The organism is Alteromonas sp. H02 (assembly GCF_059682525.1).
In genome coordinates, this window is the sequence record NZ_CM185021.1 from 1,472,210 (window position 1) to 1,493,853 (window position 21,644).

General features: G+C 48.8%; 19 protein-coding genes. 10 read left to right on the top strand and 9 right to left on the bottom strand.

All coding sequences use genetic code 11. The features are described from left to right. Positions 1 to 87: 87 nt before the first annotated feature. From dxs to xseB, 3 genes are read right to left on the bottom strand one after another with little or no spacing between them, the layout of a single operon-like run. Complete coding sequence (gene dxs / locus AC566Q_RS06715) at positions 88 to 1,950, bottom strand: 1-deoxy-D-xylulose-5-phosphate synthase (RefSeq protein WP_499615099.1); 1,863 nt, start codon at positions 1,948 to 1,950, stop codon at positions 88 to 90. 40 nt (positions 1,951 to 1,990) lie between these two features. Beyond that, a complete protein-coding gene (gene ispA, locus AC566Q_RS06720; protein WP_499615102.1) occupies positions 1,991 to 2,881 on the bottom strand; it encodes a (2E,6E)-farnesyl diphosphate synthase in 891 nt (296 codons plus the stop codon). Position 2,882: 1 nt separating this feature from the next. Beyond that, positions 2,883 to 3,131, bottom strand: a complete 249-nt coding sequence (gene xseB, locus AC566Q_RS06725) for an exodeoxyribonuclease VII small subunit (RefSeq protein ID WP_164464622.1) — start codon at positions 3,129 to 3,131, stop codon at positions 2,883 to 2,885. Between the two features lie 378 nt (positions 3,132 to 3,509). Between xseB and pomA the strand changes: the two genes are divergently transcribed. Together pomA and AC566Q_RS06735 are read left to right on the top strand one after the other, a co-directional pair. Beyond that, positions 3,510 to 4,271: a flagellar motor protein PomA gene (gene pomA / locus AC566Q_RS06730; RefSeq protein ID WP_499615105.1), complete on the top strand. Its 762-nt coding sequence runs from the start codon at positions 3,510 to 3,512 to the stop codon at positions 4,269 to 4,271. 5 nt (positions 4,272 to 4,276) lie between these two features. Then, complete coding sequence (locus AC566Q_RS06735) at positions 4,277 to 5,215, top strand: flagellar motor protein MotB (protein ID WP_499615108.1); 939 nt, start codon at positions 4,277 to 4,279, stop codon at positions 5,213 to 5,215. A 27-nt stretch (positions 5,216 to 5,242) separates the two neighbouring features. On the opposite strand, the gene AC566Q_RS06740 is transcribed toward AC566Q_RS06735, so the two are convergent. The 5 genes from AC566Q_RS06740 to AC566Q_RS06760 are packed head-to-tail and all read right to left on the bottom strand — an operon-like array spanning position 5,243 to position 9,661. Then, entirely contained in the window at positions 5,243 to 6,496 is a 1,254-nt protein-coding gene (locus AC566Q_RS06740) for a class I SAM-dependent methyltransferase (protein ID WP_499615111.1), read from the bottom strand. 3 nt (positions 6,497 to 6,499) lie between these two features. Then, on the bottom strand, positions 6,500 to 7,237 hold the full coding sequence (locus tag AC566Q_RS06745) for a DUF1365 domain-containing protein (RefSeq protein ID WP_499615113.1): 738 nt from the start codon (positions 7,235 to 7,237) through the stop codon (positions 6,500 to 6,502). Further along, positions 7,237 to 8,499 carry an NAD(P)/FAD-dependent oxidoreductase gene (locus AC566Q_RS06750; protein ID WP_499615115.1) on the bottom strand — a complete coding sequence of 421 codons (1,263 nt, stop codon included), beginning with the start codon at positions 8,497 to 8,499 and terminating at the stop codon, positions 7,237 to 7,239. The genes AC566Q_RS06745 and AC566Q_RS06750 overlap by 1 nt, the downstream gene beginning before the upstream one ends. A 20-nt stretch (positions 8,500 to 8,519) precedes the next feature. After that, positions 8,520 to 9,230, bottom strand: coding sequence for an SDR family NAD(P)-dependent oxidoreductase (locus tag AC566Q_RS06755; protein WP_499615118.1), 711 nt, complete (start codon positions 9,228 to 9,230; stop codon positions 8,520 to 8,522). Beyond that, entirely contained in the window at positions 9,227 to 9,661 is a 435-nt protein-coding gene (locus tag AC566Q_RS06760) for a nuclear transport factor 2 family protein (RefSeq protein WP_499615120.1), read from the bottom strand. Before AC566Q_RS06760 ends, AC566Q_RS06755 begins: the two co-directional genes overlap by 4 nt. 184 nt (positions 9,662 to 9,845) lie before the next feature. Between AC566Q_RS06760 and AC566Q_RS06765 the strand changes: the two genes are divergently transcribed. The 4 genes from AC566Q_RS06765 to AC566Q_RS06780 all read left to right on the top strand — a co-directional run bounded on the left by AC566Q_RS06765 (position 9,846) and on the right by AC566Q_RS06780 (position 14,385). Further along, a complete protein-coding gene (locus AC566Q_RS06765) occupies positions 9,846 to 10,421 on the top strand; it encodes an LON peptidase substrate-binding domain-containing protein (protein ID WP_499615123.1) in 576 nt (191 codons plus the stop codon). A 70-nt stretch (positions 10,422 to 10,491) separates the two neighbouring features. Then, complete coding sequence (locus AC566Q_RS06770) at positions 10,492 to 11,103, top strand: sigma-70 family RNA polymerase sigma factor (protein WP_499617391.1); 612 nt, start codon at positions 10,492 to 10,494, stop codon at positions 11,101 to 11,103. After that, the gene (locus AC566Q_RS06775; RefSeq protein WP_499615126.1) at positions 11,096 to 11,791 is read left to right on the top strand and encodes a ChrR family anti-sigma-E factor; all 696 of its coding nucleotides are present in this window, start codon (positions 11,096 to 11,098) and stop codon (positions 11,789 to 11,791) included. The genes AC566Q_RS06770 and AC566Q_RS06775 overlap by 8 nt, the downstream gene beginning before the upstream one ends. 173 nt (positions 11,792 to 11,964) lie before the next feature. Continuing rightward, entirely contained in the window at positions 11,965 to 14,385 is a 2,421-nt protein-coding gene (locus AC566Q_RS06780; RefSeq protein WP_499615129.1) for a putative bifunctional diguanylate cyclase/phosphodiesterase, read from the top strand. 85 nt (positions 14,386 to 14,470) lie between these two features. Here AC566Q_RS06780 and AC566Q_RS06785 read toward each other — a convergent pair whose 3' ends face one another. Continuing rightward, on the bottom strand, positions 14,471 to 15,235 hold the full coding sequence (locus AC566Q_RS06785) for an outer membrane protein assembly factor BamD (RefSeq protein WP_105935659.1): 765 nt from the start codon (positions 15,233 to 15,235) through the stop codon (positions 14,471 to 14,473). Positions 15,236 to 15,406: 171 nt separating this feature from the next. Between AC566Q_RS06785 and rluD the strand changes: the two genes are divergently transcribed. The 4 genes from rluD to clpB all read left to right on the top strand — a co-directional run bounded on the left by rluD (position 15,407) and on the right by clpB (position 21,595). After that, on the top strand, positions 15,407 to 16,390 hold the full coding sequence (gene rluD, locus AC566Q_RS06790; RefSeq protein ID WP_499615132.1) for a 23S rRNA pseudouridine(1911/1915/1917) synthase RluD: 984 nt from the start codon (positions 15,407 to 15,409) through the stop codon (positions 16,388 to 16,390). Beyond that, entirely contained in the window at positions 16,380 to 17,111 is a 732-nt protein-coding gene (pgeF, locus tag AC566Q_RS06795) for a peptidoglycan editing factor PgeF (RefSeq protein ID WP_499615135.1), read from the top strand. The genes rluD and pgeF overlap by 11 nt, the downstream gene beginning before the upstream one ends. Positions 17,112 to 17,198: 87 nt before the next feature. Beyond that, positions 17,199 to 18,809: a M28 family metallopeptidase gene (locus AC566Q_RS06800; RefSeq protein ID WP_499615137.1), complete on the top strand. Its 1,611-nt coding sequence runs from the start codon at positions 17,199 to 17,201 to the stop codon at positions 18,807 to 18,809. Positions 18,810 to 19,024: 215 nt separating this feature from the next. Then, positions 19,025 to 21,595: an ATP-dependent chaperone ClpB gene (gene clpB, locus AC566Q_RS06805; protein WP_499615140.1), complete on the top strand. Its 2,571-nt coding sequence runs from the start codon at positions 19,025 to 19,027 to the stop codon at positions 21,593 to 21,595. The last annotated feature ends 49 nt before the right edge of the window (positions 21,596 to 21,644 follow it).

Sequence of the window (21,644 nt, forward strand, 5' to 3'; positions counted from 1 at the left end):
CAGGTTTGTCTAATGAAGCGGGCGGGGAAGTAACGCTAAAACTATTCAGCGTCGCCGGCACCGCTGGCTCGGTGCCGGTTAGATTGATCAGGCCAGATAGTCGTTTACCCGGGCAATAATACCGGTGCTATCAAGGCCAAGCTCGGCGTACATCTCCTCCTGGGTGCCCTGCAGAATAAAGCTGTCAGGCAAGCCAAGAGTCAGCACATCGGTTTTTAACCGGGTTTGCATCACGTACTCGCTTACCGCGCTACCTGCACCACCCAAAATGCAGCCGTCTTCCAGTGTCACGAAGCATTCGTGATCGGCTTTCAGGGTGTTGAGAACGTCGGTATCCAAAGGTTTCACAAACCGCATGTCTATCAGGGTGGCGTCCAGCTCCTCGGCTGCTGCTTCGGCAAACGGCAGTAACGTACCAAAGTTTAACAGCGCGATCTTTTTACCGGTTCGCAGTGTCCGGCTTTTACCAAGCGGCAGGGCCGTCATGGATTCTTCCGGAGTAATGCCTTTGCCGGCTCCGCGGGGGTATCTCACCGCCGCCGGGGCGTTGGCTATATGACCGGTATAAAGCATCTGCCGACACTCGTTTTCATCCGACGGGGTCATAACAATCATATTTGGAATACAGCGCAGGAAAGCAATATCGAAAGCACCCTGGTGAGTTGGGCCGTCCGCGCCAACAATACCCGCACGGTCTATAGCAAATAATACCGGCAGATTCTGTAAGGCGACGTCGTGGATCAGCTGGTCGTAAGCGCGCTGTAAAAACGTTGAATAGATTGCAACAACTGGGTTCAGACCATCTTTGGCCATACCTGCGCCTAAAGTTACTGCATGTTGTTCGGCAATGGCTACGTCGAAATACTGTTCGGGGAATTGCTGGGAAAAGGCAACCATGCCTGAGCCTTCACGCATCGCCGGTGTAATAGCCATTAGCTTGGGATCCTGTTTAGCCATATCGCATAACCAGTTGCCAAAGATAGCCGAAAAAGTGGGCTTGGATGCCTTGGCTTTGGGCAGGGTCTGGTCGGCCGGGTTAAACTTCGGTACGGCATGGAATTTAATAGGGTCTTTTTCAGCTTCGGGGTAACCTTTACCTTTGCGGGTAACCACATGCAGCAGTTGCGGGCCCTTAAACTTACGCATATTACGTAAGGTGTCGACTACACCGTTGATGTCATGGCCATCAATGGGGCCAATGTAATTAAAGCCCAGCTCTTCAAAAATGGTGCCCGGTACTACCATCCCTTTAATATGTTCTTCGGCGCGGCTGGCAAATTCTTTGATGGGGGGCACATTACTCAGTAGTTTTTTGCCCCCGTCGCGAATGCTGTTAAACAGGTTGCCAGTTAACAGACGGGCCAGGTGGCTGTTTAATGCGCCGACGTTCTCTGAAATCGACATTTCGTTATCGTTTAGTACCACCACTAAATCTTTGCTGATATCGCCGGCGTGGTTCATAGCCTCAAAGGCCATCCCGGCAGTCATGGCGCCGTCACCGATAACGGCGACCACCTTGCGGCCCTGTTGCTCTTTGTCGGCGGCGATGGCCATGCCCAGAGCGGCACTGATTGAGGTGGATGAATGACCCACCGCGAAGGTGTCGAACTCGCTTTCAGGTGGCCATGGGAAAGGGTGTAATCCGTCTTTTTTACGGATGGTCGACATTTGTTCGGCGCGGCCGGTAAGAATTTTATGCGGGTAGGCTTGATGACCCACATCCCAGATCAGCCTGTCGAAGGGCGTGTTATAGATGTAATGCAGCGCCACGGTAAGTTCAACGGTGCCAAGACCGGAGGCAAAATGACCACTGCTCTGACTGACACAGGTAAGCAGGTACTGGCGAAGTTCGTCGGCCAGGGTCCGCAGTTTGTCCTGGGGAAGCTTGCGTAATGCTTCGGGAGAACGGGCCAGAGCAAGAGTAGGATAGTGCGCTAAATCTAGAGTCATTATTTATTATTCTGATACGTTATGCGGGATGTCGCGGCCGTTAATGACTGCGACTCACCATTAAATCGGTAAATGCAACTAAGTAATCGGTATTGTAGGGCAAACCGTCCAAGGCTTGAAGCGCCTCTTGATGTAATTTTGCCAACTCCTGACGCGCACCGTCTAATCCCAGCAAAGAAGGAAAAGTATTTTTGCCCAGGGCTTCATCTGAGCCTTTCGGTTTGCCGAGTGTTTCGGTACTGGCCGTGACGTCCAGAATGTCATCCTGGACCTGAAATGCCAGGCCGATACGGTTAGCGAAACGGCACAGCAACTGTTGATGGTTACTATCAAGCTGTTCGGTTACCAGACATACCATTTCCACACAGGCCGTGAGTAACGCGCCGGTTTTTAGCTGATGCAGATGCTGTAGTTCGGCCAGTGTAATTTGTTTTCCCGTGGCGGCTAAATCAATGGCCTGGCCGCCACACATGCCGGAATAACCGGCAGCGCGAGCCAGTACTGCAACCAGTTGGGCTCGGCGCTGGTCGGCAACGGCGCTCATAGGATGTTCGGCAACAATACTGAAAGCCTGGGTTTGCAGAGCGTCACCAGCGAGGATAGCTGTGGCTTCGTCAAACGCAATATGGCAGGTTGGGTTGCCCCGGCGCAGCTCGTCATCATCCATTGCCGGTAAATCGTCGTGAACCAGGGAGTAGGCATGAATACACTCAATGGCCATACTGATAGCCCGCTGGTCGTTATCCGGAATGTCGAGCATATTACCTACCAGGTGAACCAGTAACGGACGCATCCGTTTACCACCGTTGGTTAAGGCGTACAGCATGGATTCTTTCAGGCGCGGTGCGGCATCGGGCAGATCGTTGATGAGGTCTTGCAGGCTGGCATCAAGGCGTTGCTTGATGTGCTGATGCAATGAAGCAAGTTGCATGTTAGTCCTCGTTATCTGCCGCGAAGTCCTGTAATGCGGCTTCGCCGTTTTGTTCGGTGAGTATTCTGACTTTTTGCTCAGCTTCTACCAGGGCCTTCTGGCTCAGGCGGGATAACTCGATACCGCGTTCAAATTTTTTCAGTGCCTCATGGAGTGGCAAATCGCCTTGTTCCATTTCATTGACGATAGTTTCCAGTTCGCTGATGGTTTGTTCAAATGACGGACTGGCTGCAGTGGCTTTATCGCTCACGGATCCCTCTTCTGGTCTCATTTTGCGTAGTGATGGCACATTAACCGAGGCCCGCGCGAGGGTCAAATAGTTTAGCCGCTGGATGCGAGGTTTTGCGCTGTCAGGCAGTGGCGGGAACTGGTTTTATGATAACCGGTTATAAAATCTATAACGATATCAGTGTAGAAAAAAAAATAACTGCCGATAGAATGACTACAGTGTATTGAGTGCTAGGATGTCAGGTGACGGTAAGTAGTCTTAGTCGGCTCAATGCTATAACAACTTCGCTGGTGTGAATGACTTTGTCAGACTCAGCACTGCATTGTGAAAAATTCGCAGCTATATTTAACACCATGTGTTCAGTTTCGCCCTGAATAAGTGATGAAGTGAGGGAAACAAGTGGATTTAGCAACCCTGGTTGGAATGTTAGGCGGCATTGGCTTTATTGTAATGGCCATGATCCTCGGTGGGGATCTCAGCATGTTTGTCGACGTTCCTTCGGTACTGATCGTATTTTGCGGGAGTCTTTTCGTTGTTATGTCGCAGTTCACGCTTGGCCAGTTTTTTGGCGCAGGTAAAGTCGCCGGTAAGGCGTTCATGTTTAAAATCGACACGCCGGAAGATCTCATCGAGAAAGTGGTAGAAATGGCAGATGCAGCCCGGAAAGGGGGCTTTCTGGCCCTCGAAGAAGCTGAAATTGTTAACCCTTTTATGCAAAAAGGGGTGGATATGCTGGTGGATGGTCACGACATCGACGTGGTGCGGGAAACCCTGGCAAAAGACATTTCCATGACCACCGAACGCCACGAGTTTGGTGTGTCCATCTTTAAAGGCCTCGGTGACGTAGCGCCGGCAATGGGGATGATTGGTACGCTTATCGGTCTGGTGGCTATGCTGTCAAACATGGATGACCCCAAAGCTATCGGCCCTGCTATGGCGGTGGCCTTGTTAACCACTTTGTACGGAGCCTTTCTGGCTAATGTTATCTGTCTGCCAATCGCCGCTAAGCTTAGCAACCGCCTGAATGAAGAGAAACTCAACCAGTCATTGATTCTTGACGGGATTGTCGGTATCGCCGATGGTCAGAATCCGCGGGTCATTGAAGGGATCCTGAAAAATTATCTCGCCGCCAGTAAACGTGGTGCGGTGGAAGAAGAGTAAAAAGTATGGCGCAGGAAGAAGAGTGCCCCAAATGCCCCCCCGAAGGCCTCCCCGCGTGGATGGGGACTTTTGCGGACCTGATGTCGCTGCTGATGTGCTTCTTTGTACTGCTGCTGGCATTTTCCGAAATGGACGTGCTTAAATTTAAGCAGATAGCCGGCTCCATGAAGTTTGCTTTTGGTGTGCAAAACAAAATTGAAGTGAAAGACATACCAAAAGGCACCAGTGTAATTGCCATGGAGTTTCGCCCGGGCCGTCCGGACCCGACACCGATTGACACCATTCAGCAGCAAACCATTGATATGACGCAGCAAATGCTGGAATTTCAGGCCGGCGACGAAGACTCAGCCGGGGGCCGCCAGAAGCAGCGTGGTACTCAGCGCGGCGGGCAATCTCAACAAACCTCAACCGATCAGTCGGCCTCTACCCAGCAGGCAGCTAATCAGGAGCAGGTGGCTGAGATGATGAAAAAAGTTGCCCAGCAACTACAAAAACAAATTCTTGATGGCTCGATTGAAATGGAATCCCTGGGCCAGCAGATCACCATTCGCATTCGTGAGAATGGCTCGTTTTCTGCCGGTTCGGCATTTTTACAACCGCAATTTCGCCCGGTTATTCGCCAGATTGGTGAGATCCTGGCGGATATGCCGGGTCAGATAGAGGTGTCAGGACATAGCGATAAGCAACAGATTTCCAATGAGTTGTACAGCTCTAACTGGGACTTATCTGCGCAACGTGCGGTTGCCGTTGCCGAAGCACTGCGCTCGGCACCGGGGTTTGATGAAACGCGAATGTCGGTGGTGGGCAAGGCGTCTAACGACCCCCTGATTGAGGATCCGCAAACACCGGAAGAACTGGCCAGCAACCGCCGGGTTGAGATTAACATTAATCAGGGTGAGCCGATTCGCTCGAAACCTATTTCGGTGCTTGAGCAAGGCCAGTAACCAGGCCATCAATACACGCTTATCCGCTTAGCGGGTAAGCTCATCTACGTAACGCGGTTTGCTCAGCACCAATTGTACGGTGCTGATGGAACGCTCCAGAAAGCCTCCCTCGCAATATTTAAGGTAGTATTCCCACATTCTGGCAAAGCGCTCATCATAGCCGTGCACAGCCAGCTTCTCTTTTGCTGCCACAAAGGCGTTAAACCAATCTCTGAGAGTTCGCGCATAGTCGAGACCAATGTCCTGCATGTCGCGAATAGAAAGATCGCTGGCTTGCTTAATGTGCTGATTTAATACCAGCTGAGAGGGTAAGAAACCACCGGGGAAGATGTGCTTCTGAATAAAATCGACGCCTTTATGATAACTGTCGTAGCGACGATCATCGATAGTAATCGACTGCAATAGCATTAAACCGTCAGGGGTTAGCAGGCTGGCACACTTGTTGAAAAACTGGTTAAGGTACGGCTTGCCTACAGCTTCAATCATCTCGATAGAAACCAGTTTGGTGTATGTGCCCTCCAACAACCTGTAGTCTTTTTTGAGCAGGGTGATCTGGTCTTCGAGGCCCTCCCGTTTCACCCACTCATTAGCGTAGGCAAATTGTTCTTCGGAAATGGTCGTGGTGGTTACCTTACAGCCAAAATGCTTAGCAGCATGGACCGCCAGGCCTCCCCAGCCAGTCCCAATTTCAATCAGGTGATCATCGGCTGTGAGACGTAATTTTTTGCAGATGGTATGTAGTTTGTGAAACTGGGCGTCAGCAAGCGACGCATTAACGTCCGGATAAATAGCCGACGAATACATCATGCTTTCATCAAGAAAGTGGGTGTAAAGGGTATTGCCTAAATCGTAGTGGGCAGCAATGTTTTTCTTGGCCTGATCGTGAGTATTGCGGCGCAAGTGGTGCTGCAGCTTGTCAAACGGGAAGCTAAGCCACTTAAACCGTGATTCCCAGCGGTCGAGCGTAGGCAGATTACGGGCAAAAATACGGATAACATTAGTTAGCTCCGGGCTGGTCCATAATCCTTCTGTGTAAGTTTCACCAGAGGCCACACTACCGCCAAGCAGCAGCTTTTTGTACACGGTTGGGCAATGCATATCAACTTCGGCGTGCAGATCGCACGTCGGATTACCACACTGAGCAACCAGTTTGCCATTTTCCTTAATCACCAGATGCCCCTCAGGCAGAGATTGCATCAGACTAATAAAAATTTGGCGACTGTATCGCTCAACATAAGAAAACGTAAGGGGCGCAGCGAGCGCAGTTTCACTATTGGCCATGAGTTATTCCTGACTATTTATCGGATGTGAATATACCGGCGTGCGTTTTATCCATAATTTAACCGCCTGCCAGTAAATTCCGATGACAGTTCTTAGTGTCATATTCGGTATTGATTTAATTACGTTTCTAACTGTATTTGAGTTTAATGGTTTTTGTTTTAAATGCATTATTGCGGTGAAGTGCTTGTTTTCCTTATAACAACTTAGTCCCACGGAGAAGGCTTCAGAGGGTTGCTGAATATGCCACTTGTACATCATATCCACCGGGTTAAAGGGCGATACGTGAAACGCTTTGGGGGTATTTTCCTGTTTGTTTAAATCAACCAGGTAATGATGTCTTTCGTTCCAGGGCGTATTGCTGACTTCAGCCAGCATATGGGTGAACTGCCCGGTGACTTTATGGCGTAAAAAATAAAAATTAACCGGGCTGAAATACAGTCCGTAGTGCCTGGCCTGACCGAGCAGGAAAATATCGCCGGTTAGCGATGTCTCGGATTCATTGAGCTCATTTATTCTGTCAATCACCGCCTGTTTGAGAGGCCGCGATGAGTCGCCGAGGTAGTCGCTGCGGCGAAATTCGAAAGCGGCTCTGCCGGTGTTGGAAAAGCCCTTTACGGTATGCGCCAGTTGATTGACCTCATCAAGGTTTAGCCACATCATTGCAATGCCATACGCAAAGGCATGCTGAGTGGGCTTAAACCGCTCGTGATTCACCACACCTGTGCAGATCGCGCTATCCATTACAACCTGGCTCCAAATCGTTCACAAACGTCCAGTGCCGAGCGCACGCCGTCTTCGTGGAAACCGTTGTACCAGTAGGCGCCACAGAAGTGTACACCATCTACCCCGCAAATGGTCTCCCTTTGCTGTTGAGCGCTTACCATTGTCGGACTGAACTGCGGATGGGCATAGCGATAAGTGCCCAGTACTTTATCGGCTTGTATCCCCTTAGTATTGAGACTCACACAAAAGGTTTCTTCGTCATCCAACCGTTGTAGAATATTCATATCATAGGTGACTGCTGCAGGGCGTTGTTGCTCCTGCGGGTCGCCGGTTAAACGGTAATTCCAGCTCGCCCACGCCGCCTTTCGTTGCGGCAGTTGTCTGGTGTCGTAGTGCAGCACGACATCGTTTTCGGCATAGCCGATGGCACCAAGTATGCGTTGCTGCTCGTCGGTGGGTGCAGCAAGCATGGCTAATGCCTGGTCGCTATGGCAGGCAAAAATCACTTCATCATACTGGTCTGTCTGGTCGTCCATCGACGTAACAGCAACGCCACCGGTGTTATGTTCCACTCGTTTTACCGGGGTACTCAGTCGAATGCGGTCAGTAAAGGGCTTTACCAGTGGCGCTATGTATTCCCTTGAACCGCCTTTAATGGTGTACCATTGTGGCCGGTCATTAATGTTGAGCAACCCGTGGTTATTGAAAAACTGCAAAAAGAAGGTCAGCGGAAACGCCTTGGTTTGTTCCAGACTGGCAGACCAGATGGCTGCGCACATCGGATAAATATAATGTTCGCTAAATTCTTCGCTAAACCCGTGTTCCTTAATAAATGAGGACAGCGTTTGCGAACTGGTATCCTGATCTTGCTCAATGGTCTCTTTGCACAGATTATTAAAGCGTACGATATCTTTTACGATTTTCCAGAACCGGGGCCGGAACAGATTGCGCCGTTGGGCGAACAAGGTATTCAGATTGTGCCCGTTGTATTCAATGTTAGTGCCTTCATGACGCACCGAAAAACTCATTTCGGTAGGCTGGTATTCCACGCCTAGTCTGGTGAGTAATTTAATAAAATTGGGGTAGGTCCAGTCGTTAAATACAATAAACCCGGTATCGATAGCCCGGGACTGCCCGTTTACCTTGACGTCTTTGGTGGCGGTGTGGCCACCAATATAATCATTGGCTTCATACAGAGTAATGTTGTGCTGTTGGTACAGCAGGTGAGCGCAGGTTAACCCTGAAATACCTGAGCCAATGATGGCAATATTTTTTTTCATGTGGAAATCCGCCAGATCCCTTATTGTAATTGTGATGAAAGCCACACCTGGAGCCGGCCAGGTAAGCGGAACAACGTTCTTAGTATAAACCCGAACACAGTTGGGAAGTATACATTACTCTGCTGTTTGATAATGCCGTTCAACAAGGATTCGGCCGCCTCCTTTGCGGTGATTTTCATTGGCATTTCAAAGTCGTTCTTATCGGTTAACGGGGTTTCGACAAAACCAGGCGATACCGACTGAACGATTACCCCTTTCGATTTAAGGTCGATTTTCATACTTTGGGTAAAATAATGAACCGCCGCCTTGCTGGCGCCGTATGCCTGGCTACGGGTAAAAGGAAACAATCTTGCCATGGAATCGATAATGACCAATTGATTGCCCGCCTGACAGTTTGGCAATAGCGCACTTACGCAATTAATGATGCCAAAAAAATTTACTTCCATTACCCGCCTGAACATGTCCGGCTCAAATACCGGTAAATCCACATATTCGCAGGTACCAGCGTTGAGCACGGCAATGTCAAAGCGTACTTCGGCCAACGCTGACTGGGTGGCTTGCTCGTCGGTAACATCAAATTGCAACGGCTGAATATTCTGGTGTCTTGCAAGCTTGTCGAGCTTTTCCTGATTGCGGCCACAGGCAAGCACCTGATAGCCACACGAAGCTGCATGGTTTGCTAAAGCCTCGCCAATGCCGGAGGTTGCGCCGGTAATTAGAATCGTTTTCATGAGTCGAGCTTCTTTTTGATAAAACCGATGACAGACCTAAGAACGGGCACATGTTCGTAAACCATTTCACCCAGGTCATAATAGTCTCGGTGGTAGTGAATTTTGTCATCACGGACTTTTAGCATCGAAACGCCATCCACTGAAATGGTGTTTGGTTTGTTTTTTAGCTGCAGTAACATGGTCCATTCAACGACATGGGTGTACCCGCCTGGCCCACATTTTTCCGTGTACAGGAGAGAGTGGATGTCGAACTGACATGAGTCGACCGATTCCAGCAGGTTTGCGAAATAACCCTTAACCGCCCCTATACCTCGGTGAGTTGTTACCGGATCGACAAACTCAATATCCTGGTGGTAAACCAGGCTTAGGACGTTGATACTGATCTTTGCGAGATCGGCATATAGCTGTCTGAAGCGTTCCTCAAAAGTCACTGCAAAAAAATCCGTAATAACTGGGGTTTATGCTTGATAATACCGACAGAGAGAAGGCTTAGATCATCACTTTTACATTTATTTTCGTCGCAGTAATAATCTAATTGCACTATTAAGATCCAAAACAGAAACCGCGGCGTATGTGACACTGACTACAATAACCACTTTGACAAAGATATTAATTATGCAAGATGTCGTTTTGCCCTTGTTTCCGTTATCTGCTCACTTGTTGCCGGGTGGCCACATGGCGCTGCGGATTTTTGAGCCCCGCTATGTTCGGATGGTCAAGGAAGCCTGTGCCGGTGACGGATGTTTTGTATTATGTATGCTCAATTCCCGTGGCGACCTGAGTAAGAATGAGCATATTTTTCCTATCGGTACCCTGTGTAAAATCATCGACTTCGATTTGCTTGAGGATGGCCTGTTGGGCATAAAGGTTGAAGGTCAGTATTGCGTAAGGGTTAATTCCATTGCTACCGAAGAGGATGGCTTGCGTACCGGTTCTATAGAGCGAATTACTGACTGGACGGCGGAAATTGACGATGGCGTGATAGAGCCTCTGCGCGATAAGTTACAAATCATCTACGATAAATATCCCGAAATTGCCCGATTGTATCCGGAGCTTAAGTTCTCGGAACCTTTATGGGTAATCTATCGCTGGCTAGAACTCCTGCCGGTAGACGCAGCCAACAAGCAGGCGTTTTTAAGCGAACAAAACTGCGATAAAGTGCTAAACTATATAAATGATTTGGTGCGTTAAAAATTTTTGATCCAGATCATCCTTTGTTGCGTATGCATTAGCACATATGGAACAAATCGGACCGAAAACTATGCTTGTTGGAATACCATTGGAACACGAAAACAGCGCTGTAGAACCGAAAGAGTGTGCAGTTGAAATGTCTGACTACCTCGTGAAGGTAGCCCAAGACAGATGCAAGGTGTCTTTCTCCAGAGTCTTCGGTTTTTTTGCGCCCAGACTTCGGTCCTACGCGCTTAAGCAGCTTGGCAACGAAGCGTTGGCTATGGAGCTTGTGCAGGACACCATGTCAAATGTGTGGCAAAAAGCGCACCTCTTTAATGCCGAAAAAGGCTCACCCTCCACCTGGATATTTACCATTGCCAGAAATATCCGCTTTGATATGCTTCGTAAAGTACAAAACCGTAAAGAAGACATTTGTGCCGATGATTTATGGCCGGTACTTTGTGAGCAAACGCCTGATGCAAACGAGAAAGCGCTTGATGATCAGGTAACGTTAGAGCAAATCGGTCACTTATTTGAAGATTTGCCAGAGAAACAAAAAGTTGTATTAGAGGCGATTTATATAGATGGGAAGTCACAGCAGGAAATTGCTGACGAATTGGATATCCCTCTTGGTACGGTTAAGTCAAGAACACGGCTAGCGTTGCAACGTCTCAAAGGTATGATAAGCGATTATGATTAAGTTCCACCCAACCCCTGATCTCATTGAGCAGTTTGTGACGGGAACCCTGGCACCAGCAGAGTCTTTAATGGTGTCTGCCCACTGCGATATGTGTAAATACTGCCAGGAACTGGTCGAAGAAAAAACGGCTGAGTTTGCTATGGACCATTTAGAACTTGAGAATGTAGTGGAAAGCTACGACCCTCAGTTTGATTTAATGCTGGCCAATATTACGCAACAGCCTGTAGCTGAGGCGCCCGACGTTTCGCTCAGGAAGCCAGCGGGGACGGATGTTCAGAGCACATCCATAGAGTTGGATGGCAAAACGTTCGAATTGCCGAAAACTCTGCATCGGCTGATCCAGAAAAAAGGCAATTGGTCATCGCTGGTCGGTAAGCTCTGGCAAGCGCCGGTGGATATGGGATACGATGGTGTGGCTAATTTTATATTCATGGAAAAAGGCGGCTCCGTTCCTGAGCACACTCACCGCGGTTCAGAGATGACTCTGGTCATTAACGGTGAGTTTAGCGACGGAATGAATGAGTATGATTCAGGCGATTTTATTTACCTGAATGGCCAGCACACTCATGCTCCTGCATCACAAGCGGTAGAAGGGTGTCTGGTGTTTAGTATTGTGGATCAACCGCTTCACTTTACGTCGGGTATTGCCCGATTGCTCAACCCGTTCAGTCATCTGTTTTTTAGATAATCAGGCAGGCCGAAAGGCCTGTTTTTGTTTACGCTCTACAAACTTATCTTTGTTCTACTTTTTTGCATCAACCCCGTCAGACAACATTTCCCGGCTGTAATAATCCTCAGTGGTGCTTGTTGTGGTTCATTGGTATTCTGTTTGTCATGATAAGTAAATGATGTGGCATCTGAATGCTCGTACAGCTGTTAGTTCAGGTTGGTATTTATTGCCTGTTCCCGTTGCTCCTGACATTTGAAAAAAATCCGCAGACCCGGCGGGTATCACTTTATATTTATGTCAGTCTGGTGCTTATCATGGGGGGATTCCTTGGCGCGGTTTATTCCGTGCTGCTACCCGGTGATATTAGTCTATCCGGTGGCACTATTGCCTATGGTGGCTTTATGATGGCTTGCATCATGATGGCATTTATAGAGAACGACCCCTTTATTTTGCAAAACATTATGCGCCTGGTGGTGATGGTTACCATTTTTAAAGTGTTGCTATTTACCAGCGTAGCCGAAACTCTCAACGCGCCAGAAGTAATCAATCCGCTTAACGTCCCCGCAGGGTTATTTGAAGTATCGTTACCATTAATTGTGCTTGGCGCATTGCTCATCATTGCGGAACTGTATTTTCTGGTTTTTGTTTTCGACCGCTTAAAAAGAATGTTGTCAAACCACCACCTGTTTAGCCTGGCTTTTAGTCTGGGCTTTGTTGGTGTCATTTTAATGGATGGTGTGCTGTTTCCGGTGTTGGCATTGGGAGTGTCCAGTGAGGTGTTCGGTCTGATCATTGGTAATTTAAGCGGTAAGGCCATTATTGCAGCTACCTTCGGCAGCTATCTGTTTTTGTTTATGTTAACCAACAAAAACCGTATGCAAAAAGCGCTTAATGATCCTTTGCTTGACTGGCGAATATTGTTAGCCAGCTCAACCAGTATCGTGCGCAAACTTGAGCAAAACGAGCAGCAACTTTTACAGGCCCGGACTGTCGTTGAGCACAGTCGTGAGGGAATGGTGGTGCTCGACAGCGATTTTCAGATTGTGTCAACAAACCCGGCACTGGAACATCTTTTGGGTGTCACGCACGCGGGCGGACTAATCCATAAGCCGTTGTTTGATTTGTTTTCACCGCCGGTCAGCCTCTCCCAGGTTCAGACACAACTTGCGGAGCGTAAATCCTGGTCGGCTGAGGTTTCCTGGACTATTGGTAACAAAGCGCATTTTGGTTTACTGACCCTGGTAACAGTGCTGGACCGCCATCAACAAGCGAGTAATTACACAGCTTCGCTAACGGATATCTCCGAACTTGTTGATGTTCGCGAGGAATTGCGGCATATGGCTCACCATGACGTACTGACCGGGTTACCTAACCGGCGGGCGCTGCAGCGGCTGCTGGCAGAGTCCACCAAACAAGAGGCTTCAGACTTTCGTCAGGCTGCACTGTTACTGATTGATCTGGATAACTTCAAGCAGGTGAATGACAGTCTGGGTCATTTTAAGGGTGATAAGTTGCTAATGGAGGTTGGGCGCAGACTGTCTCTGGTACTGCCAGCCGGCGCCAGGCTGTTTCGAATCGGCGGGGACGAATTCTCGGTTTACTGTGAAGATATCAGAACCGTTGGTGAAGCCCTTAAATTAGCCAATGCAATGCGATTACAGGTTAGCTTTCCGAGTGATATTGACGCCTATGTACCGGTGTATGTGGATTGCTGTATCGGCATTAGTCTGTTTCCGGCCTTTGCCTGCACCCTTACCGAGCTCTACCAACAGGCGGATACTGCCCTGTACTGGGCTAAAGGGATAGGTAAAGGCACGGTGAAGGCTTATCAGGAATCCATGACTGAAAAGCGACGCTCGTCACTGACGCTCGAGAGTATGCTCAGAGAAGCAATTGATAACCGAAAGCTCGACGTGCATTTACAACCCAAGGTTAATTTGTTTAATGGCGCAGTTGAAGGGGCAGAAGTGCTGGCGCGCTGGACAACTGCGAATGATGAGCGTATCGCGCCGGATGTTTTTATTCCGCTGGCCGAACAGGCTGGGTTTATGAGCCGTTTAACCCACTGCATTCTGGTAAAAGCCTGTGAAGCCTTTACCCATATAGGTCCATTTGTATCAGGATCGTTCCGACTGGCGGTGAACATCTCTGCGGGGGAATTGGCCGATGAAAATTTGCTCAAGTCCTTGCGCAGAGTACTTACTGAGTTTGACTTAAGTGCCGAGCGCTTTGAAATTGAATTAACCGAAACAGCTCTGATTGACGTGGATATAAACACCCTGGTGAGCTTAAAGGAAGCGGGGTTTACCCTAGCGCTGGACGATTTTGGTACCGGTTATTCTTCGTTATCCTACTTAAACCGCTTACCAATCGATACCTTAAAAATAGACCGCAGCTTTATCGCGAATGTTCCCGCGGATGGCTCGAGCAGTAACCTTACCCGCAGTATCATTTCAATCGCCCGGGACATGAATTGCCAGGTGGTCGCCGAAGGTGTAGAAAACTCTGAGCAGCACGCCTTTCTGGAGAATGAAAACTGTGAATTAGCCCAGGGGTACCTTTACAGTAAACCTCTACCGCTGGTGGAGTTTGTCGAGTTTATTAACAGCTGATACGTCGGTGAAGTTGACGTAATTTTGTTTACTGCACAAAAAAGCAGCTTTACGCTGCTTTTTGATTGCTATTGCTAGCTTGTAATTAACTGATAAATTCGCTGTCCGGGAAGTTCAGTTTCAGCGTTTTCATGGCGTTATCACGTAACTCAGTGAGTTCTAACTGGTCATAGCAGGACACCATAATTTCCAGTGCCTGCTGCACCTGATCTGAATCAGGGTAATACTCCAGTACATATCGGCCACGGTTAGCAGCTGCAATGAAAGCTTCACGACGCATATAGAAGCGCGCGATAGAGATTTCGTAGCTGGCCAGACGGTTTTTAATAAACACCATACGCTGGCGGGCATCGGCAGCATATTTACTGTCTGGGTATTGCTGAATTAAACGTCTGAAGTCTTCAAAAGCCTGTTTGGATTTGCTCGGATCGCGGTCGGTGGTGTCGATGCCAACCAATTCCTGAAACAAGTTATTGTCGGCTTCCATATTAGTCAGCCCGCGCATATAAAACGCATAATCCACATCAGCATGGTTAGGGTTTAAGCGAATAAAACGGTCGATAGTGGCCAGAGTCTGGTCAATTTTGCCGGATTTATAATAGCTGTAAACCAGATCCAGCTGCACCTGGTGAGATAGCGGACCGAATGGAAAGCGGGAGTCCAGCGCACTCAGTGAGTCGGCAGCTGCGGCAAAGTTGCCATTCGCCATGCTCTGACGCGCTTTGTCGTAAAGTGCCTGCGCACCCAGGTTTGCATTCATCACCTGATCTTCTTTGCTTGAGGATGAACACCCTGTCACGGCTAACAAAACGCTAATTAGCAGGGGGGCAATGCAACGGTTTATTTTCATAGTACTACTGGTTCCTGGTACACAATTAATTTTACTGCAAGGGTAAAACAGTTCTCTATCTGGCATTTTAACGTACTCTTAAACGCAAACACCACATAAACTCCAAAAGAAAACAGCCTCAGCTGCCAAACCTGTTATAATCTGCCTTTTGTGTTCTCTCTATAGGCGGTTATGGTACAACAAAGTTCACAGATTTCATTAGCAGCGCAAACCGAATTCCAACACTTTGGATTGAGGTTAGATCAGGTAATTGCAGATTTGTTCCCTGATTATTCCCGTTCAAAGCTAAAAGAATGGATTTTGGCAGGTAATGTAACGGTAAATGGCGAAGTGTGCAAAGTCCCGCGTCAAAAAATGACCGGTGATGAGTCAATCGGGATTGAAGCTGAGATTACCCAGCAGGTTGCCAATGCGCCGCAAAAAATAGAGCTGGACATCGTTTACGAGGATGACAGCATCCTGGTAATCAACAAACCGGCCGATCTGGTGGTACATCCTGGTGCCGGTAATCAGGACGGCACACTGCTTAATGCACTGCTGGCTCATGTACCGGGCATTGATAAAGTACCCAGAGCCGGGATTGTTCATCGTCTCGATAAAGACACTACCGGCCTGATGGTAGTTGCCAAAACCTTACCTGCGCAAACTCACCTGGTGGAACAATTACAGTCAAGAGTGATGAGCCGTGAGTATGAAGCCCTGGCCTTTGGCACCATGATTGCCGGGGGCATTGTGGATGCGCCGATTGGTCGTCATGCCACCAAGCGCACGCATATGGCAGTCCGCGAGTTCGGTAAACCCGCGGTGACACACTATCGGGTTATCGAAAAATTCCGCGCTCATACTCATCTGCGTTTAAAACTGGAAACTGGCCGGACTCATCAGATCCGCGTTCATATGGCTTATATCAAACATCCCTTGGTTGGCGACCCGGTGTACGGTGGCCGCTGGCGTCTGCCCAAAGGAGCCAGCGAAGAGTTTGCCGATACGCTGAGAAACTTCAAACGTCAGGCGCTGCACGCCGCTCAGTTATCTTTGTACCATCCCCAAACGGATGAGTGGATGACCTGGCAGGCACCGTTACCAGAGGATATGGTCAGCCTGATTGAAAGTACCCGCGAAGATACTAAGCAATTTGGACTGGATGAGCTCTGATCTTCCGCTGATTTGGCCAACCTGGCAGGCGCCGGCGAATGTGGTGGCCTACACCACCACACGCCATGGCGGCTGTAGTGATGGCAATTACGCGAGTCTTAACGTTGGTAACCATGTGGGCGACAGTGCTGAGCAAGTCAGTCGCAACCGCGGTTTGCTCCCCCATCATGAAAAACTGCACTGGTTAAATCAGGTGCACGGCCATCGGGTAGTGCAATTACCTACCACACAAACAGAAGCTGATGCAGCGGTAAGTCGTTCCGCCGGGCATTTTTGTGCTGTGATGACAGCCGATTGTGTGCCGGTACTTCTTTGTAATCAGGATGGCTCAGAAGTGGCCGCCATTCATGCTGGTTGGAAAGGGTTGCACCTGAAAGTGATTGAGCACACGATTGCCGCGATGCAATCGCCGGCCAATACGTTGCTCGCCTGGATAGGGCCGGCTATTTCACAGGCTTGCTACGAAGTGACTGAGCAGGTGGCCCGTCATTTCAGTCAGTATCCGGGAGCTATCATTCGCTCTTGTGATGCCGGTAAATATCTGCTCGATCTGCCAATGATAGCGCACAGTCAGTTAGCTTCGCTTGGCGTACAACACATCACGCCGTCAGCGCTTTGTACCTATGCCGATGAGCGATTCTTTTCGCACCGTCAGGCAACCCATCAACAACAGCAGCAAACCGGCAGAATGGTCAGTGTGATAGGTCTGCGTGGCGTATAGCGGTAATTGCTGTACACCTTTTTGCCTATCTCCTACTATTAAGCTTGTAACAGCTTATAAACAATAAAAAAGTTAAGGAGACGACAGTTGAAAAAAATAATCTCGTGTTTGGTTGGCGTAACTGCATCATTGCTATGCGCCAGTGCCGTAGATGCGGCTTCACCAGAACGCTTTAAAGGCCATATGATGTTGCTTGCCGACGATCTGCTGGCCGGTCGCGATACTGGTAGTATAGGGCATGACTTTGCGTCACTGTATATTGCCAGTGAGCTGCAAAAGATGGGTGTTGCACCCGCCGGTGAAGATGGCAGTTACTATCAGGTAGTGCCTTTTAAACAGGCGACTCTGGATATGTCATCACCCAAAATGGTGGTCTCAGACGGCGATGAGTCCGTTGAATTTGAGTTTATGCAAAATATGCTCATGAGCGCCGACATCAACAGCGAAACATCCAGTGTGTCCGGCGAGCTGGTGTTTGCCGGGTTTGGTATTGATGCGCCGTACCTTAATTACAACGATTACGAAAATATTGATTTAGAGGGCAAAATAGCGGTGATTTTGTCTGACAGACCGCATGACTTCCCCAGTGAGGAAGGCTCCCATTTTCGTCGTTTGATTGCTGACAGCCTGGTAAAAAGCGGTGCTATCGGGACCATAGTGGTAAGCACGCCAACCTCTGAAAAAGTGTCACCCTTCGAGAAGCGCAAATTATATGTCAAAACACCGTCTACCCGCTGGCTAACCAAAGAGGGAGAAGTAAACAACGGTTACCCAGAGCTGAAAGGCGGTGCAACGTTAAGCCTGGAAGCAGGTAAAATCCTGTTTGAGATGGCCGGCATCGACCTGGAAGCCATTTTTGAGAAAATCGAAAATAATGAGTCGCTGACGCCGCGGCCAATGGGGCTGACAGCCACGCTGGAAAAGAAATCGGTACACAGTGAAACAACCAGCCCCAATGTTATTGGCGTGATTGAGGGCTCTGATCCCAAGCTTAAAAATGAGTTTATCATTCTTAGCGCACACTCAGATCACATTGGTGTGAGCAAAAACTCAGTGTTAAAAGATAAAATTAACAATGGCGCCATGGATAATGCCAGTGGCGTATCCACACTGCTGGAAATCGCTCATGAATTCCATCATGCCAAAGAAAAGCCTAAACGTTCGGTGATCTTTGCTTTTGTGACCGGTGAAGAAAAGGGCCTGTTAGGCTCTGAATATTACGCCACTTATCCTACGGTGCCCATTGATAACATTGTAGCCAATGTGAATCTGGATATGCCTATCCTGACTTACCGAACCAACGAGATCATTGCCTTTGGCGCCACCCATAGCTCACTGGAGGATACAGTTAGCAGTACCTTACTGAAAAATGAAATGAAGCTGATTGAAGATCCGATGCCTGAGCAGGCCATATTTGTTCGCAGCGACCAGTACAGTTTTGTTAAACAGGGTGTTCCGGCCGTCTTCTTAGTGCCGAGTCTGGCGACTGAAGTAAAAGATGCCCTGGCCGTGTCACCGCAAACTTTCCTGGCTAAGCATTACCACATGCCTTCGGACGATTTAAATTTACCGATTGATTATGAGTGGGCCGCGCAATTTGTTGAAATTAACTACGCCATTGCCCGGGATTTGGCCAACGCGCCTGAACGTCCTGCCTGGAACAGCGATAGTTTCTTTTCTACCTTAGGTAAAGACTAACTATTTGTTTCTGCTGGCCGTCTGCATTTGCAGGCGGCTTTTTATTCTGCCTTTAAACCCGCCCAAATTCAGCCATACTTAACATCAGCCGGATACCTGACCTGACGCAAATTATGTATTTATTTGCGCATAATTTTTATACAGGTTACTTGAATCCGGATTTGTTCATACCCATAAAGAGAGCAAGGTTATTAGCACGGTTAAAAGAGGTTTCCATGCGTTTAGATAGATTTACCAGCAAGTTCCAGATTGCGATCTCAGATGCGCAGTCTCTTGCTTTGGGCAGAGATCATCAGTTTATCGAGCCCGTGCATTTAATGACAGCATTGTTAAATCAGCAGGGCGGCACCGTTCGTTCCATGCTGGATCAGGCTGGCGTAAATGTAAATGCGCTACGCTCCGCACTTTCCCAGGCCATCGAGAGACTGCCTCGGGTAGAAGGAATTGGCGGTGAAGTACAGTTAGGCAAAGACAGCGTTGTTTTACTCAACCTGTGTGACAAGATCGCCCAGCAGCGCAAAGATGACTACATCACATCTGAAATATTCGTGTTGGCAGGTATTCAGGATAAAGGCCGTTTAGGCGATATTTTCCGCGAATTGGGTGTTACCAAAGAAGCCATTGAAAAAGCTATTGATGATATGCGCGGCGGACAGAAAGTCACCGACCCTAACGCAGAAGACGTTCGTCAGGCATTAGAAAAGTACACCACCGATCTCACTGAGCGTGCCGAACAGGGTAAGTTGGATCCGGTGATCGGTCGTGACGATGAAATTCGCCGTACAGTTCAGGTTCTGCAGCGCCGCACTAAAAATAACCCGGTATTAATCGGTGAACCTGGCGTGGGTAAAACCGCCATTGTTGAAGGACTAGCCCAACGGATTATCAATGGCGAAGTGCCCGAAGGCTTAAAAGACAAGCGGGTACTTTCCCTTGATATGGGCGCGTTGGTGGCAGGGGCTAAATATCGTGGTGAGTTTGAAGAGCGCCTTAAAGCAGTGCTCAATGAGCTTGCCAAAGAAGAAGGCCGCGTCATTCTGTTTATTGATGAATTACATACCATGGTGGGGGCCGGCAAGTCAGACGGTGCCATGGACGCCGGCAATATGCTCAAACCGGCACTAGCCCGTGGTGAACTTCACTGCGTAGGCGCGACCACGCTGGATGAATATCGCCAGTATATCGAGAAAGATGCTGCGCTGGAGCGCCGTTTCCAGAAAGTACTCGTAAATGAACCAAGCGTAGAAGACACTATCGCAATACTGCGGGGTTTAAAAGAACGTTACGAACTGCACCACTCGGTAGATATTACTGACCCAGCCATCGTGGCGGCGGCAACCTTGTCCCATCGTTACATCAGCGACCGGCAGTTACCCGATAAGGCTATCGATTTGATTGATGAGGCAGCGTCGAGTATTCGTTTACAGATTGATTCCAAACCAGAAGAAATGGATCGACTGGAGCGCCGTATCATCCAGCTCAAGCTGGAAGAGCAGGCGCTGGCGAAAGAAACCGATGATGCCAGTCATAAGCGACTCGAGATGATTGAACTGGAGCGCGAACAGGCAGAAATTAAATTCGCCGATCTGGAGAAGATCTGGAAAGAAGAAAAAGAAGCCATGCAGGGCACCCAGTCAATCAAGTCTGAGCTTGAACAAGCCAAGCTGGATTTAGAGATTGCCCGCCGTGCATCCGACTTAAACCGGATGTCTGAGCTGCAGTACGGCCGTATTCCCGAGCTTGAGATGAAGCTGGAAAAAGCCGCTGAAAACGAGAATAAAGAAACCCTGTTGATGAAAAACCGGGTGACGGATGCCGAAATTGCTGATGTGCTTTCACGCTGGACCGGTATTCCGGTATCTAAGATGCTCGAGGGTGAACGAGACAAGCTACTGCGCATGGAGGATGTGCTGCATAAGCGGGTAGTCGGTCAGCATGAAGCGGTAAATGCCGTATCTAATGCTATTCGCCGGTCACGTGCCGGGCTTGCCGATCCCAATCGGCCAATTGGCTCGTTCCTGTTCTTAGGGCCAACCGGGGTGGGTAAAACAGAGCTGTGTAAATCACTGGCCGGTTTTATGTTTGATACCGAAGAAGCCATGGTCCGCATAGATATGTCGGAGTTTATGGAAAAACACAGCGTGGCTCGCTTGGTAGGTGCGCCTCCAGGCTACGTAGGATACGAAGAGGGCGGTTATCTAACCGAAGCGGTTCGCCGTAAGCCTTATTCTGTGATCCTGCTTGATGAGGTAGAGAAAGCCCATCCGGATGTGTTTAATATTCTGCTGCAGGTGCTGGATGACGGTCGCTTAACAGACGGTCAGGGTCGTACCGTAGATTTCAAGAATACCGTAGTGATCATGACGTCTAACCTGGGCTCCGATATTATCCAGGATAAGCATCAGGAAAATCAGTACGAAGAAATGAAATCCATGGTGATGAACGTGGTTGGTCAGCATTTCCGGCCGGAATTCATTAACCGGGTAGACGATATAGTGGTGTTCCATCCGCTGGGTAAAGAGCAAATTAAATCGATTGCAAAAATCCAGCTGGCTTCACTACGAGCTCGGCTGGCAGACAAAGGTTATAAACTTGAGCTGTCTGCAGGAGCAATGGATAAACTGGCTGATGCTGGGTTTGATCCGGTTTTCGGAGCTCGTCCGCTCAAGCGTGCTATTCAGACTCAGGTCGAAAATCCGTTAGCGCAACAACTGTTGTCTGGCGCGATATTGCCAGAATCAACTATTCGAATAGATGTGGATGGTGAGCATTTAATTATTATTTAATGCTGTTATTAAAAACAACAAAGCCGGCAAACTGCCGGCTTTGCTTTTT